This window comes from Segatella buccae ATCC 33574 (genome assembly GCF_000184945.1).
Lineage (GTDB): Bacteria > Bacteroidota > Bacteroidia > Bacteroidales > Bacteroidaceae > Prevotella > Prevotella buccae.
Genome location: NZ_GL586311.1, coordinates 2606034 through 2621752 on the forward strand (window position 1 = coordinate 2606034; position 15719 = coordinate 2621752).

At 45.0% G+C, this 15719-nt stretch carries 10 protein-coding genes and 1 pseudogene; all 11 read right to left on the bottom strand.

Annotation, left to right across the window (positions count from 1 at the left end):
- A pseudogene (locus HMPREF6485_RS14185) lies at positions 1-189 on the bottom strand (restriction endonuclease subunit S); the annotation flags it as partial.
- Between the two features lie 15 nt (positions 190-204).
- A complete protein-coding gene (locus HMPREF6485_RS10280) occupies positions 205-702 on the bottom strand; it encodes a hypothetical protein (RefSeq protein WP_004346376.1) in 498 nt (165 codons plus the stop codon).
- A complete protein-coding gene (locus HMPREF6485_RS10285; RefSeq protein WP_004346377.1) occupies positions 689-1186 on the bottom strand; it encodes a type II toxin-antitoxin system death-on-curing family toxin in 498 nt (165 codons plus the stop codon). The genes HMPREF6485_RS10280 and HMPREF6485_RS10285 overlap by 14 nt, the downstream gene beginning before the upstream one ends.
- Positions 1179-2195, bottom strand: coding sequence for a hypothetical protein (locus tag HMPREF6485_RS10290; protein WP_004346378.1), 1017 nt, complete (start codon positions 2193-2195; stop codon positions 1179-1181). The genes HMPREF6485_RS10285 and HMPREF6485_RS10290 overlap by 8 nt, the downstream gene beginning before the upstream one ends.
- Before the next feature lie 22 nt (positions 2196-2217).
- On the bottom strand, positions 2218-3735 hold the full coding sequence (locus tag HMPREF6485_RS10295) for a class I SAM-dependent DNA methyltransferase (protein WP_004346379.1): 1518 nt from the start codon (positions 3733-3735) through the stop codon (positions 2218-2220).
- A 2-nt stretch (positions 3736-3737) separates the two neighbouring features.
- Positions 3738-6029, bottom strand: coding sequence for an EcoAI/FtnUII family type I restriction enzme subunit R (gene hsdR, locus HMPREF6485_RS10300; protein WP_004346380.1), 2292 nt, complete (start codon positions 6027-6029; stop codon positions 3738-3740).
- Between the two features lie 83 nt (positions 6030-6112).
- Complete coding sequence (locus tag HMPREF6485_RS10305) at positions 6113-6331, bottom strand: helix-turn-helix domain-containing protein (RefSeq protein WP_004346381.1); 219 nt, start codon at positions 6329-6331, stop codon at positions 6113-6115.
- A 245-nt stretch (positions 6332-6576) separates the two neighbouring features.
- The gene (locus HMPREF6485_RS10310; protein WP_004346382.1) at positions 6577-11355 is read right to left on the bottom strand and encodes a DUF2958 domain-containing protein; all 4779 of its coding nucleotides are present in this window, start codon (positions 11353-11355) and stop codon (positions 6577-6579) included.
- 92 nt (positions 11356-11447) lie between these two features.
- Positions 11448-13526, bottom strand: coding sequence for a type IA DNA topoisomerase (gene topB / locus HMPREF6485_RS10315; RefSeq protein ID WP_004346383.1), 2079 nt, complete (start codon positions 13524-13526; stop codon positions 11448-11450).
- Between the two features lie 301 nt (positions 13527-13827).
- Positions 13828-15228 carry a DUF4099 domain-containing protein gene (locus tag HMPREF6485_RS10320; protein WP_004346385.1) on the bottom strand — a complete coding sequence of 467 codons (1401 nt, stop codon included), beginning with the start codon at positions 15226-15228 and terminating at the stop codon, positions 13828-13830.
- A 200-nt stretch (positions 15229-15428) separates the two neighbouring features.
- Positions 15429-15719, bottom strand: a 291-nt coding sequence (locus HMPREF6485_RS14240; protein WP_211205727.1) for a hypothetical protein, incomplete at its 5' end; no start/stop codon positions are given.

Consider the following 15719-nt stretch of genomic DNA (forward strand, 5'->3'; position numbering starts at 1 on the left):
GTCCTCACCACGGTAAATGATAGATTCTTTCTTATCTTTCTTGATTTTCCCTTCCTTAATAAGTCTTGCCTTTTCTGCACGAATCTTTTCAAGCAGTACGGATGCAGGTTCATCATTAGGGTCTTGCGGTACAAGTTTACCCTGTATCGCCCATTGCAATATGCTGTTTTTTAATTGCTTGCCGTTCATTCTGTTCCAATTGATTTAGAAGTTTTCATCCTTTTGTTCCTCATTCTGGTAGAACTGATAGAGTTTTTTTCCAATCTTGTCTTTCTTGAAAGTACGCTCGTGATTCATCGGTGTCATGGAAAGACGTATCTTTGCCACACCCTCATTCAAGATTTCAAATTGCTGTGGAGTAATCCAAAACTGAGCGGTAGAACTTATCTCCGTAATAGGTATTACGACATTGCCGCTGATAATACCTGCTGACTGGCTCCCATTACCAATTACAGTCCCCTTTAATTCAAGGTATTTTCCAGAGAAAGTCCTTATCTTCATTGTCGGATTACTGAGGAAATTCATTCTGTCTGAGCTTACTGTCGCAACTATGGAGTACATTGTGTCCCGCTTCACCACACTATACTTCATATTGCAACCTTCGGCTGCAAGCGCCTTATATGTATATCCGACAGTCTGTGCATTGGCCGTAAGTCCCCAACACAAACAAATCATGAGCAGAATCTTCTTAATAATCTTCATTGTCATTCTTTTTTCTGTAATCTTCACCATTTATACCTAACTCTCCATTACTCATCGCATTAGCAATGTCAATTTTCAGTTCTTCATCATAATCTTTTCCAGACATGAATGCTGTCATTATTCTCAAGAGAAGATCTTGGTCAATATGCGAAGCGGCTACATGATAAACTATAGCTTCCAACTGGCGCATGAATTTGCAAGCCTCCCATGGATAACCATTTTTATGGAGGAAATATGCTCCTAAAGTTAAGGCTATGCGTTTGTTCCCATCATTGAAATAATGCCCTGAGCAGAACTTGAAGACCAGATAAGAGAGCTTTTCCGCAAAGGTCGAATAGTACATGTCATTCTGCACAAAGTCCAATGTGGCAAGTATGCCACCCTCATCTCGAACCCCTGTAAATCCTCCATCGCTGGCATCTATCATCTTACGATAAACCACCAATGATTCTTCATAACTGATATATTGTATCTCGTTATTCATCCTCTGCCTGTTTTAAGCGTTTGAGCACATCTTTATTGCTCTCCAATATATGGTCGAAGTCAACAGACTGGTCTCCGATGAACCGTTCAAATTCCTCTGGAGTGAGAGCTTTAAGATATTCAGCGATATTTCCATGATAGGCATCACGGAAACTGAAATCGCGCGAAGCCATTTTGGTTCTGGCATCATAGAGATAAGGTCTCTGCATCGGATGCTCTGCCAATTCACCAACAATCTGTTCAACTTCCTCAATAGTCAGCTTCTTTGCACCATTCTGCTTGTATCGCTCCTGAATAGCTGCTCCGATACCATTCTCAAAAGACGAAATTACCAACAGGACTTCTGCATACAGAGTATGGCGCACATTGTCTTTAGTGTCAAGGCGTAGTATTTCGCGATATTCTTTAGCATTCTCCTTAAAAACTGCTTTGTAGATAAGATCTGTCACTTGGGCGTACTTGTATGTTTGGTGCCCTTGTACATATTGGCTGATTACCGATGTGAGATTCTTTCGATAATTTTCTTCTGTTATAGCAGCTGGAATATAATTTATATCCCTTCTGTTGATATACTTTGTCCCACCACCTGTTTTCTCATGTATTGTAGTAATAACCAAATCGAGAATCATGCTACGCAATGTCTTTGCCCTTTCACTCTCTGTGAGCAGCATACCCATATTAAGGAATGCTCTGAAATTAAAGAGACCTAACTGAGTGGTTTTGCTCGCCTCATTAATAAGGTGAGCAAATTGTAACTTGAACTCTTTCAGTGATTTACCCTTACATAAAACATAGCCATTATGCTTTAGCTCATCACCATTAGAAGCAAGGTATCTATCTATGGTGGAAACATCTACACCATAAAATTCGGCAACCATTTTTTTTGTCAGCCAATATTCGCCTTCAAAGAGCATGCCTGTAATATCAAGTTGCTCCTGTATCTTATTAATAGCAAAACGGTTGTTGAGTACATTTTGGCGTTCTATATTTGAAACTGTCAAATCTTTCATTGTCCGTCAGATTAAGTGGTAACTATTCCTTGCTGATTTCTATTCCTAATATTCGCTGTATCTCTGCCAACGTCTTGTCTATCTCGTGGTCAAGCGCCTTACGTTTCTTGAAGTAGTCGGCAAGAAGTTCGGCAGGGGGGAGTATCTCTTCTTCGTCCTTAGGGAACTTGCATTGGTCGAAGTTGAAATCCATTTCAGACAATTCTTTGGCAGTAAAGCAGCGAGCTTTCTCCCCCAATTCATCCGAAGCTATTTCCTTACGATCGTTCCACCAATCACAGATAGGTTGACAATGCTCTAATTTCATTGACTTTGTCTTAGAGAAATGCTTATATCCTTCTGGCATATCAAGACGATAGAACCATGTTTTATCGGTAGAGAAGCCTTCTTCAGCTCCCTCAGCTCGTTCATTATTGAAGAACAGGATATTTGTTGCGATACTGGTATAAGGTGCAAAGATGCTACCAGGCAAACGAATAATAGTGTGGAGATTAAAATCTCGAAGCATCTTTTGCTTAATGGCCAGCTTTGCTCCATCCGTACCAAAGAGGAAACCATCAGGAACAATGACAGCTGCACGTCCATTAGCTTTCAATCTGTACATGATAAGTACCATGAAAAGGTCTGCCGTCTCACTTGAACGGAGTTCCATAGGGAAATTACTCTTAGAGGCAGCATCGGTACTTCCACCGTATGGGGGATTCATCGCTATCACGTTAACCTTGTCTTCCTCTTTGAAATCAGACATCTTCGTACCCAGTGAATCGCAATGGCGGATATTCGGAGATTCTACGTCATGTAAGAGCAGGTTAGTGATAGACAGAAGGTAAGGTAGAGGTTTCCACTCCTGTCCAATGACAGCTTGCTGATAAAGTCTTCCATCATCGGTAGTTTTCACTTGTTTATGCAAATAATTCAATGCAGAAGTGAGGAATCCACCTGTTCCCGATGTGAAATCACCTACGGTTTCACCAAGTACAGGTGAAAGCTGCTGGATGATGAAATCTGTCAATGCACGAGGAGTGTAGAACTCTCCAGCGTTACCTGCCGATTGGAGGTCTTTGAGTATGCCCTCATAGATATCACCAAACATGTGTCGATCAGCTGCATCATCAAACTCTATCTCGTTGATAACATTGACTACCTGACGCAGCAAGATACCATTCTTCATATATTGGTTCAAGTCCTCAAACACCTCTTTTACAATAGCTTTGCTACGAGGAGTATCACGTGTTACCTCAAGTCCTTTTAAGGTAGGGAACAGTTTATCGTTGATAAATGAAAGCAAAGCATCACCTGTCATTGCATCACCATCTTTCTCATCTATCGCCCAATTTCTCCAACGTAACTCTTCAGGAATAATGGATTCAAAGATTGTACGATCTTTACTGGCCTTATATTCCCATGTTTCCTCTTGCGTGTCATACACCTTTAGGAAAAACATCCATGTCATCTGCTCAATACGCTGTGCATCACCATTAATACCCGCATCTTGGCGCATTATATTTTGCAAACGCTTTACTATATTATTTACTGCCATTTTTATGCCGTCTTATATATTTCATTTTCAAGCTCTATCAATGCCTGTTCATATTTATCTATCCCTCCAAATAGCTTCACTATTCTTTGTGGTTTTCCTATCTTATTAAATGGGTCTGTGTCAAGAATATCTGAGTCTTCAAGATTCAAAATACCATAATCCGCATATTTATCAAGAAGAGCCTCTAACACTTCTCGCGCCTTACCTTCATATTTAGCAAAGTAATTCCGCTTCTTAACATTGTTTGCCCTTTCACGCCTTGCCATAGGCGGCTGATCGTACGCCACATGACATATCACGTCAAAGATGTCAGCATGTGCCAATGCAGGATTCTTCTCCCTAACAGCATCAACAAGGACACTATAGTCCTTTAATTCATCAACGATTACTTTCTTCCGCTCCGCTTCTGTCCAATTCTTTACAAAATCGTTTAAGGTAGCATAACGCTTCCTAATCTGTTTGCGTGTGAAATCCGTTATGCTTTCTGTACGCATGGTTTTCCCATCTTCACCAAGAACGCTAACTATCTCAGTAGTTATTGCGATTTTCTCTCCCTCAACAAGATACTTGACATGAGGCTCCGAGACAACACTTGACGGTTCGTCTGGTATAGTGTATGGCTTTCCATTTTTCCCTTGCGGGGGTTCTGGGTCGCCATCGAATTTCGGGTCTTTGAATTTAGCTGTGGCATTGCGGAAATCCAATATTTCCAGATGCCATTTTCCCTTGTCAGTCCTTAGACGTGTACCACGTCCGATGATTTGTTTAAACTCCGTCATAGAGCCAATTTCCTTATCAATGACAATAAGCCCACAAGTCTTGCAATCTACACCAGTAGCAAGTAATTCAGATGTTGTAACAATTGTTGGGTAAGCTTGGTCTACGTCAATAAAGTTGTCTAACTGTTTCTTTCCCACATTGTCATCACCGGTTATACGCATAACGTAACGTGAATCTCTGGCACAAAGGTCTGCATTAAGATTGACCAACAGACTTCTCATTGCTTCTGCCTCTTCTATGTCCGTACAGAACACAATAGTCTTAGTCATTCTGCCTATCTGTTTCAACATCTTTGTAATACGCTTAGCAACTATCTCCCTTCGCTTGGTGAAGGCAATGTCCCTACCTATATCCTTACGCTCATACAAACGTTGCACTATATCCCTGCCCAGCAAGTCTTTCTCATCTTCATTCGGTTTGAAACCTTGTAGATCTATGCTAATATAGGAATTCGTTACTCGATAAGGAGCAAGAAATCCGTCCTGTATTCCCTGTAAGAGTGAATAGGTAAACACAGGTTCACCAAAGTAATCAAGATTATTAGCTCCATTCTCTGCCTTTGGGGTGGCTGTCATACCGATTTGAGTGGCTGTATTAAAATACTCAAGCACCTTTCGCCATGCGCTATCATCTTTAGCACTACCACGGTGACACTCGTCAACAATTATAAGATCAAAGAAAGTTGGCTGAACTTGTCTGAATGGGTCTTCTACTCCTTCTTCATTAGAAACCAGTTGATGATATAAAGCCATATGGACTTCATAGGCAGAGTCGATAGCTGCACCTTGTATTTTGGTCATAATCTTTTTGAAAGGCTTGAAGTCCTGTACCATCGTTTGATCTATCAGAATATTTCGGTCTGCAAGGTATAGTATCTTTTTCTTTGCACCAGAAGCTTTCAAACGATGAATGATTTGAAAGGCTGTGATAGTTTTACCTGTACCCGTAGCCATAACTATCAACACTCTGTCTTTACCTTTGGCAATAGCTTCAACAGTACGCTCTACCGCAATACGCTGATAATATCTCGGCTCATAAGTATATTGGTCTGAATAGAACGGTTGCTCTACGATTTTCAAAGCCTCTTTATCCAACTGTTTGGTTTTGATTAACCGTTGATACAAAGCATCAGGCGTAGGAAACTGTTCCAACGATAGTTCTGTTTCTTTCCCAGTCAGAAAATCATGCTCTAAGAATCCATCTCCGTTAGAACTGTATGCAAAAGGGATATCAAGAATCTGAGCGTATTCCATCGCCTGTTGCATACCTCCCCCAAGAGGTTTGCTATTGTCTTTAGCTTCTACAATAGCAATAGGCTTATTAGCAGCATGAAATAAAAGATAGTCTGCCTTTTTACCTGTTTGACGTGCATGTACCTTACCTTGAAATATCACTCTTCCATCAGTAAAGTAATACTCCATTCGGATATGCTCATTCCTCCATTCCGCATTGTTAATGGCAGGTGTAATAAAACGCAACTTTATATCTTCTTCGGTCAAATCTTTTTTGCTCATAATTCTTGACTGTATTATCTTCACATAGTATTTTATTATGAGAAGTTTACTATTAGAGAAAACTTATAAGAGGAATTACAGCATTACTCTTGCGAGGGTCTAAGCAAATCCCTTATATCGACTTTCAACGCTTCCGCGATATCAAGTAAGTTTTCGAGGGATGGCTGCACTTTGTTGGCACACCACCGAGAAACTGTATTTTCTGTACGACCTATTTCATTCGCCAGCCATTTGCCTGACAATTGTTTTTCCGCCAAAACAGCTTTAATCCTATTTATCGCCTTCATCTGTTGATTTACCATTGTATATTGTAGAACATGTAAGCACAAAGATACACTTTTAATATTGTTTACCCAAACATAATTAAAAGTAATTGATTTTTCCGCATAAAATTCTTGTCTTAGAATTGTATTTCATCGGAAAATGATTATCTTTGCACAATAAGATTAAGTGCTCTTTGAAGTAATGCAGAATAAAGAAAGGAGAAGAAACTCGCTCGTTTCCATCTCGTAACCCATTTACCCTTTATTCATTCTTATTTTATTGATTATCTGAAAGATACAATATTCTTGAATCTTTTGCGCGCGTAGTCTGTTGCAATGAGCATTTTTGCCTTTTCCTCGCTCTCACTTAGTGGTGCTCGTCCCAAAAGCGTGGCATCACCACTCTTAGCAAACTCCATCAGCTTGCCGATAAAGACTTCCTGCTCGGGTGTCGGTGGTATGTTATGCAGAATCTCATTCTTCTCAGGGCGGTCGATGCCAATGTCCTTGGCTGTACGGAAGTCGCAAATCTCCGCATAGAACGAGGCAAGCTCTGGTACCTTGATAAAGGTACGGTAACGTTCCTTCTGGATAATCTCATTGGTAATAGAAAACTCGTAATCGGTGGACTTTTTTGCGAACACCGCTGCCCATGCATCAAAGCTGTTGATGCCCTGCTTCTCCAAAGCCTGCGGGCGCAGATACTTGAACAGGAGATACAACTCCGTCAGGCTATTTGAAATTGTCGTTCCAGAAAGGAAAGTGGCTCCTAAGTCCTTGCCGGACCGTTCCTGTATGGTGCGAATGGCAAAGAGCATGTTTAAGGCACGCTGTGAACCATCAGGATTGCCCAAGCCCGACACACGGTCGTGGCGTGTGTTGAACATCAGGTTCTTGAACTGGTGGCTTTCATCGACAAAAAGGTGGTCGATACCCATCATCTTGAAGTCCACGGCATCGTCCTTTCTCTCGGCGATGCTGTCCTGTATATTCTGCAACTTGGCTTCAAGCGTCTGCTTGCGTTTTTCCAGTCCTTTGAGCATGCCACGGGAGATGTCTCTTCCTTGTTGCCGCAACACTTCGAGATTTTCTTCCACGGAGTCCAGTTCCTTTTGCATAATCGCCTCCTGTATCTCCAAGGCCTGCGGTATCATGCCGAACTGTTCATGCGTGAGTATGATACAGTCCCAGTCGTTGTTCTTGATGTCGTTGAAGATACGTTGGCGGTTCTGCTTATTAAAATCGTTTTTACCTGGATAGAGTACCTTAGCATTAGGATAAGCTTTCCTAAAGGTATCGGCAATGTCGAATACATTTGCCTTCAGTCCGATAATCATCGGCTTGTTTGCCAGTCCCAACCGCTTCATCTCGTAGGCAGCCGTACACATGATGAGTGTTTTACCCGCTCCCACCTCATGGTCGCAGATGCCGCCACCGTTGGTTTTGAGCATCCACACAGCATCCTTCTGGCTCTTATAAAGGTCGGCAATGCCCAACCGTCTGAGGTCAAGGTCGGGAAATGTCTGGTGCGTACCGTCAAAGTTGGGTCGTACAAAACAGTTGAAAAGACGATTATAACGGTCAGAGAGCTGCTGCTTGAACGTATCAGGCGTGCGTCCGAGCCAATCGACAAAGCCCTGTCTGATTTCCTCAATCTTGGCATTTGCCATCTGGATGGCATGTCCGTCCCTGACTTTGATGGTCTTGGTCTCTCCCGTAACCTTGTCCGTCACCTCCTTGCTCTTGTTGATGTCGGGAATGGTATTGTGCAGGGCGTGCTTCAGGAGATTGATACCGTCATAACGGCGGAACTCACCCTGTACGGCATACTTGTGCCAGATATTGGCATTCTTTCGGTCGCAGACAATGCTGTACTCGTCCATGTTGGAATGGTAGGAAACGCCAATGTCCGTCCCGAAGAACTCCGAAGCGAACCTGCCATAGACCTTGGCAGGTATCCAGCGTTCACCGAGATTGAAGTCAAGGTCTGCAAAAGGAATGGGTGTTGGCGTGGCTGCACGCAGGGCGGCAAGGCTCTGTTTTGCCTCTTCGTGGTCGGGATGGTCCAAGAGCCACGACTCGATACGCTCCGCCTTCTCTATTACATTGCCCGAAATGAACTTGTCCGCCACTTCGTAGGCATTCTCTTCGGGATTGAAATAGATGCGACCTTCCAAGGAAGAAATGATGTCGCTTTCCTCCATATCAGGTAAAAGCGAACTCATGTAGTCAAGTTCTACCGTGCCGTACTTGTTGAGCGATGCACCCAATGCCTCCATCGGGTCTGTGGCAACGGTCAGTTCCGTAGTAGAAAATGCCGTTGGATGATCAAAGATGTCCGCCTTGACGTACCTGCCGTTCTCGGAGCGTTCCAAGAACAGCATTTCCACGCCTGTAGCATCCATCTTTATGATGTCAGTGTTCGCCTTTTGGTTAAAGTAGCCCCAGCGTGCAACATAGTCATTATAAAGGTGGTTGAGTCTGCTACGGTCTTCCCTGTCTTCTGCATGGTTCTCTGCCTCGTAGTCATAGAGACGATGATAGCACTCCCGTATTTCGATATAACTTTTTAGGCGGGAAAGCTGTGCATACGGCAAGTCCATCGGGTTAAAGGTTGGATGTCGCTTTAAGTCAGAAAGAAAGCCTATCTGTCCTTTCTGCACGACAATGGAGCCGTCTCTTAGGTGTGAGTCCGGCGAAGAGAGAAAAGGGCGCGGTGAAGCGTCAAACTCTTTTCTGACTTCCGCTATCGGCTGCGGCTTGCGCTCCTCGGCTTCGTTCATGAAGTCGAAAAGCGACGGCTCACGTGAAGAGGAAGAAGCTGCTCTCCTGCTACTACGGGTACGCCGTTGAGGAGAGGTTACTGCCTTTTGTATTTTGGACTCCGATGGTTTCTGGGGAGTAGTTTGAGTTATAGGACGGCGTGCCTGTGAAGTTCCTGAATTATCCTTGATTTCATTGTTCACACGGGTAACCTCTCTTGTCCAAAGGCTGTATTCCTCTGGGGCAAATAGAGACAGCTGCTCCGGTTGTCCGATGTCTTCCATGTTGTTGTCCACCACTGGATGATGATCGTCGTCAAAGAATATTGTCTGTCCGTTCATCTCTCTTGGGGCTTCAATATCCGTACGGATTTCCGACCTTTCCTGTTCGTATTGACGATGAAGTGTCAAGGCGGGAACGCCTTCGGGTGCAGGTTCAACAGTTATGGAAGGCTGTTCTGATACGAATTGTTGTGGGTCGGACTCTGATGATGACGGCTGTAATGGGATTGTCTCTCCGCCAGGAACGGTATCTTCCATTACCTGCGTATCGTTCTCAGAAGCAATGGTCACAGTCTCCTTAACCTTATTCTCTGTTTCTGTCTTTGTTATAGCATCTTCCTTGATTTTCTCTGCCACCACTTCTTCTTTGGTATATTGTCCCCTCACGATTTCTTCCAGTTCGGCTATCTCGTGCAATTTCTTAGGAGAGAAATACAGGTCACGTTCAATCCCCAATCCTCTTACCTTCACGCCTTCCATCTCATCGAGGGACATATTGCCAAGCTCCCAGCCGTAACCCATCGTGACGGCACCGAAGCCAATGCGGCTCTTAGGGTCATACTCCAGAAGGTAGGCTGTGTATGCTCCCATAGGGAAGAAATAGCGTGCGTAGGCAACCTTATCGCCTATGAGTTCCTTTTCCGTGCTGTAGAGTTTAGGCAGTTGCTTTCTGATACTGTCGGGCATGAGGTTATAGGCATCGTTTATACCCTTGTCTTCGGTCTTTGTCCTCTCTGTTTTTTCTTCCCGACTTATGGTAATACCCAACTTGCGGAGCTGTTTCTCTGCTTCTGCCTCTCGCTCTACCTCTGTCATCGGTATACCGGTCTCATATAGTTTACGGTCGATACGTTGTCCCATTTCAAGGGAGAGTTGTGTTCGGAGACTTTCTGCCATTTCTTCAATCCCTCCCGTGAATCGATACTCCCATGCAGGTCTTCCATAAGGGTCTGTACCCATTATGCGCTCTGTAGCAATGGTGCGATGAGATATGTCCTTCCAATCTCCTACAAAAAGTGAGTTATGCTTGAAGACGACAGAAGAGCCTTCTTCCTTGGGAACGGAAACGGTTTCTACGAACTGCTGCTCAATTCCCTTGCTGATTTCTTTACCTGTCTGCTTCTGCAGGACGATGAGGCCACTGCCTACGTCCGTTCCTGCATTGTCTGAAAACATACCCGATGGCAGGCGGAGCGCGGAGATAAGGCGGCTGTTCTGCATGAGATAACGGCGTATGGCTTCATTACGAGGGCTGTCCAATACGCCCTGTGAGGTGATGAATGCCAGCAAGCCGCCTTCCTTGATGCAGTCCAGACCTTTCACGAAGAAGTAATTGTGAATGGCACGTGTTGACTCACGTTTAAGAGTGTCCTTGCCTTTGCTATACTCTCGGTCATAAACCATGAAATCTCCAAAAGGAATGTTACTTGTTACAAGGTCGTACTTGTCCTTGTCCTCCAATTCCCCGATGGCTTCAAAAGGCTCGTTTCGGACGAAGATATTGCCTTTGCCATAGGGGTGCAGGGCTTGGCTGATACGAGCAGTAAGCAGGTCCTTTTCCATTGCATCTACAACACCCGCTTGCTTTGCAAAGGTCTCGGCAAAGGCACCCATACCCATAGAAGGGTCTAAACATCGTCTTACCTGCAGATTTGTGGAGGCAAGTGCACCTGATATAGCAGACACGATGCGGGTATCAGTATAGAAGGAAGTCAGTACGCTTGCCTTGATGCTCTCCCAGTACCGCTTGGCGGTATTGGCATCTAAGGCTTCACGGTAAATCATCTGCTTGAGCCTTTGGGTTGGCTCGAAGAGGTGTTGCTCTGCCTTGCTCCAATAGCGTATATCATCGGGGTTATCTGTGCGGTTGAGTACACATTTCAAGCCACCGAAGCCCTGATAGTTCCGCAAGATACTTTTCTCAGCTTCGGTGGCTTCACGGCGTTCTTTCTCCAGGCGCAAGACTACACGGATAGCCTCCGTGTTGGCTTGAAGGACTTCTTTCTTATTGTATGCCATAAGGTATAACGTATTCTATTATGGGAATAATCACTTTGACACCAAAGCTTGACCGTAATGTCAGACTTTAGTATCAGAAATGAAGTAATATGCTATTTCCGTTTCTTGTTTTGCTCAAACTCAAAGGTGGTGGTATAATCATCCTTCAAAACCAGTCGGGCATTGAATTTCTTGCCTGCCTTGCTGGTCAAGCCTTTGAGGACGGGTGTCCGCCCTGTGGTCAGCAAGTCCCGGATATTGTCCTCGGAGAGCAATGTGCCGCAGACTTCTCGGAAAATGTGAAAACCACAACCTTCGTTTTTACACTTGGCAACCTTGGCATAAATGCCGACACTCTGCTGTCCGCACTTGGGGCAGCGGTATACAGGATAGGACTTCTGCTCTGAAGAAAGCGAGAGGAGTTCCTCGCAGATGGTACTTACATAGGAGTTAATGCCCAGTGAGAACCTTTCAGATGGCATCTTTCCTGCTTCAATAGCGGCAAGGGCAAGTTCCCAACTGCCAGTCATCTCCGCGTTGGCAATCTTCTTATCTTTGACAATCTCATAGACTGCCAGACCCTTCTCGGTAGGTATGATGGCTTTCTTGTCTCTTCGGATATAATCACGGAGAATAAGCGTCTCGATGATGTTGGCACGGGTGGCAGGTGTTCCGATACCACATTCTGCCATTGCTTTCTTGCTTTCTGTATCTTCGACCTCTTTTCCTGCATTTTCCATTGCAGAAAGCAAGGTCGCCTCCGTATAGAGCGGCTTCGGTTTGGTCTTATGCTCGGTGATTTCTGCATTGAGGACAGGCAGATATTCACCCTCCGTCAAGTCAGGCAATGAAGGTAAAACCTGTTCATCGTTGTTTTCCTTTTCCTTTTTCTCTGCATCCTCTTCTTTACCTTTCTGTACGGCTTTCCAGCCCAAGGAAATTTGTCGGCACGCTTTCCAAGTAAAAGTACTGTTGCCATCCGTAAACAGTACCTGCATACGTTCTTCCTCTGAATCGGGGGAAAAGGCTTCTATGAAGCGATTGACCACCATTTGATAGACAGTCGCTTCGTCTGTAGATAACCCTAAAGGCGTTTCACCTGTCGGAATAATGGCGTGGTGGTCGGTAACTTTGGCATTGTCCACAGAATGACGGTTGAGTGGAGTTGATAGTGTCTTGCCTATCTTGCGTAGTAGGGCGGGTACTTCCTCAAAGATATCCTCGCTGATGTATCGGCTGCCTGTGCGGAGATAGGTCGTGATTTTCTTCTCATAGAGACTCTGGGCTATCGAGAGGGTCTTGTCTGCTGAAAAGCCGTGGCGTCTGTTGGCATCCTTCTGCAAGACAGTGAGGTCGTACAAGAGTGGTGGCAGTGTACTGCCCACCTTTCTTGCGACCGATTCTACCATAAGCCGGCTCTGACTGCGAAGTGCAGCGAGAGCAGTCTGTGCCGATGCTTCACTCTCATAATCAATGTTGTCTACGGCTTTCAGCGGCAAGCCCTCTTTCTCCATGAGAACTGATAATTTCCAATAGGGTACGGAAGAAAAATCACGGTTCTCTATGTACCGACGGCAGACCATTGCCAAAGTTGGAGTCTGCACACGCCCCAAAGAATAACCTCCCTTACGGGCAATGGACAGCGCACGGCTGGCATTGATGCCTACCAGCCAGTCGGCTTCGCTTCTTGCCTTGGCGGAATAATAGAGATTGTCGTAACTGCTTCCGGGTTTGAGATTGGAAAGTCCCTCACGGATAGCCTTGTCTGTGAGGGAACTTATCCAAAGGCGGTCGAAAGGCTTATGGTAGTTCAAGTGTTGGTAGATATATCTGAAGATAAGTTCACCTTCACGCCCTGCATCGGTGGCAACGATGATGCGGTCAGCCTTGTCAAAGCAGGAGCGTATCACCTTGAGTTGTCTGAGTGCCGCAGGGTCAGATATATACTCCTTGTCCTTACGCACTTGTCGTACTGTTAACTGAAAGGGATTGGGACGGATGGGCAAGTCCTCACGTTTATAAGCGGAAAAACCGTATGCTTCGGGCATGGCAAGGGCAATGAGGTGTCCCATTGCCCATGTAACGACATAGCCGCTGCCTTCCAAGTATCCGTCCTGCTTGCTGTTTGCCCCTACGATGCGGGCAATGTCTCTGGCTACCGAGGGTTTCTCGGCGATAATACATATTTTCATTTTGTAATTCTATAAATAATTTGTAACTTTGCACTGACAATAATTTGCACTTTGTTGGGAATATCTTCAGGCTTTGGTATAATCAGTCATATGCTGCCTCTGCTTATAAGTTTCACTGCAGATTATCTTACAATCTTTAGTTTTATAAGAAAGGAGATCCAGCCTATGAATTATATTATATTGGCTCTTGGGGTTGTGGCAGATAAAGACCTTTATATATTAAGATGATATATTCCTAAGACATAGTGATTAACCCCACTGCCGCCACATACAAAGACTCGCAAAAGCGAGTCTTTTGTTTTTACATCTTACGTCCACGGGACTTTTTCTGTTTGTTCTCGTCCTGCTTTTGCTTCTGCTCGGCAGTGGGCTGTGTCTGGCTTGTCTTCAGCGGTTCTTTCACGTTCTTGGTGGCTTCATTGGTTTTACCATGGTTGTTCACGGCTACCTGCGTCTTGTATTCTACGGCTACGACCTTTTCCTTGCCGGTTTCCTGCTTCTTATCGGGATTCCATCTGTAAAAACGCGGGCGATTCTGTTCCTTGTCCATGCGGACGTAGGCATTGAAGGGTTGCCCTTGCTTGTCCACCATGTTCTTCAAATAGAGCGTCTTGCCGCTGTCAAGTGCCTCGCGTTGTTTTTCGGAGAGCTCCAAGCCGCAGAGTTTGCGGGGTGCGCCCTGCTGTGTTAGTCTTTGCTGCTGTCGTTCTTGCAGACTTTTATTCTTTCCAAAGATGAACTCAATGCCCTTCCGATCGGCATTGACCTGCAAGGTGGCATTGAAGGTCTTGCCGCTCTTGGCGGTCATGCCCTCCACTTTCACGGCCTTACCCTCCACGAGGTCTTTGTACTGTGCGTCGGAGAGGGTGACACCCTTGATTTCCTTGGGGATGTTCACACGGTCGGCACGCAGGGCGATGATTTCGTTGGTCTGTGGGTCGATGGAGACGTAGGCAGAGAAAGGCTCGCCGTTCTTGGGCATTACCTCGATGGTCTTGCCGAGGTTACCCGTGGCAAGGAGTGCTTCTTTCTCCTCGGGCGAGAACTTGTAGCCCATATAGGGGATGTCGAGCTGTGGCTCCTTTCTCAAAGGATGGATTGCCAAACCGATGTTGCCCTCGCCGTCCGTGCGGAACGCAAGGCGGGCTTCGGTGTAGATGGTCGTGTTGCCAATGGGAACGGCAATCGTCAAGAGGTTACTCTTTTGCCGGTTGAGCATTTTTTCCAATTCTCCGCTTTGTTCCAACCGTTCGCGGGAAAGACCGAGATTGTCGAGCATCTTCCAGTCCACTTTCTCCGGGTCAATGGCTGTGGTGTTCTTCTTTTGCGGCAGGTAATCCCCAAAAGGTACTCCGATTTCCGCCAACTGCTGCTTGCTTTCGGGCTTCTCTCGGTTTTGGAGCATGGTGCGCAGGTTGTCCACGCCCTGCTCCACATTGTCCGCCAACACCTTATATAGCCCGAAGTGAGTCGGGTTGTTAAATTGTTTGAGGAAGTTGGTCATGAAGTTCTTGAGAAGTCCGTCCTTGTTGTTAAACTTCAAGAATGCTGTCTGATTTGTAGCTGTTACCTCGGTGGTCTTGAGGTTTCCCTTGTCGTCGATACCCGATACTACGGAAAGCCTGCCTGCTTCCTGTTTGTTTTTCACTTCCGTGCGGTCTTCCAAAACCAGCACATAGTTGTCATTGCTGTTTGAATCCATTGCTTGATAATTTAATGGTGAATACTATTATCAAGCTGCTAAATTATAGGTATATGAAGATATGAGAAAATTTTTAGGAAAAGTGGGAATTTTAGGGAAGTAAAATGAAATGAGAGTACACCGACCTTGAAATCTCCTAAAACATGGTTTTTCATAAAGTTTTATCCCTGTTGGCAAGAAGCTGAGATACAGAGCCGTTTTCAATCATTATAATTCATGGCGCAAGACGGTTCGTTGGAAAGGCCAGTGGCTTCACCGGCTTGACGAACACACCATACGGAATTTGGTTCTTCAATGGTAGATTTTAATGGAAGCCACACAAAAGGTTGTATGAGTGGCGAATAAGTCGGCTGAGAGGGTTGCAAGAGAAAGAAAATCGCCAAAACCGTATTCAACAGATTGGTGGAACGTTGATATGTCATCTTCCAAGAGCGTAGCACAGCAGGACGTGCATGATATTGAACAAGCCTAAATTCTACATTTGAGGTATT

What these genes read in the sequence shown, in the direction of transcription:
- HMPREF6485_RS10280 (WP_004346376.1), bottom strand. Translation starts at nt 702, where the DNA reads ATGAAGATTATTAAGAAGATTCTGCTCATGATTTGTTTGTGTTGGGGA.
- HMPREF6485_RS10285 (WP_004346377.1), bottom strand. Translation starts at nt 1,186, where the DNA reads ATGAATAACGAGATACAATATATCAGTTATGAAGAATCATTGGTGGTT.
- HMPREF6485_RS10290 (WP_004346378.1), bottom strand. Translation starts at nt 2,195, where the DNA reads ATGAAAGATTTGACAGTTTCAAATATAGAACGCCAAAATGTACTCAAC.
- HMPREF6485_RS10295 (WP_004346379.1), bottom strand. Translation starts at nt 3,735, where the DNA reads ATGGCAGTAAATAATATAGTAAAGCGTTTGCAAAATATAATGCGCCAA.
- hsdR (WP_004346380.1), bottom strand. Translation starts at nt 6,029, where the DNA reads ATGAGCAAAAAAGATTTGACCGAAGAAGATATAAAGTTGCGTTTTATT.
- HMPREF6485_RS10305 (WP_004346381.1), bottom strand. Translation starts at nt 6,331, where the DNA reads ATGGTAAATCAACAGATGAAGGCGATAAATAGGATTAAAGCTGTTTTG.
- HMPREF6485_RS10310 (WP_004346382.1), bottom strand. Translation starts at nt 11,355, where the DNA reads ATGGCATACAATAAGAAAGAAGTCCTTCAAGCCAACACGGAGGCTATC.
- topB (WP_004346383.1), bottom strand. Translation starts at nt 13,526, where the DNA reads ATGAAAATATGTATTATCGCCGAGAAACCCTCGGTAGCCAGAGACATT.
- HMPREF6485_RS10320 (WP_004346385.1), bottom strand. Translation starts at nt 15,228, where the DNA reads ATGGATTCAAACAGCAATGACAACTATGTGCTGGTTTTGGAAGACCGC.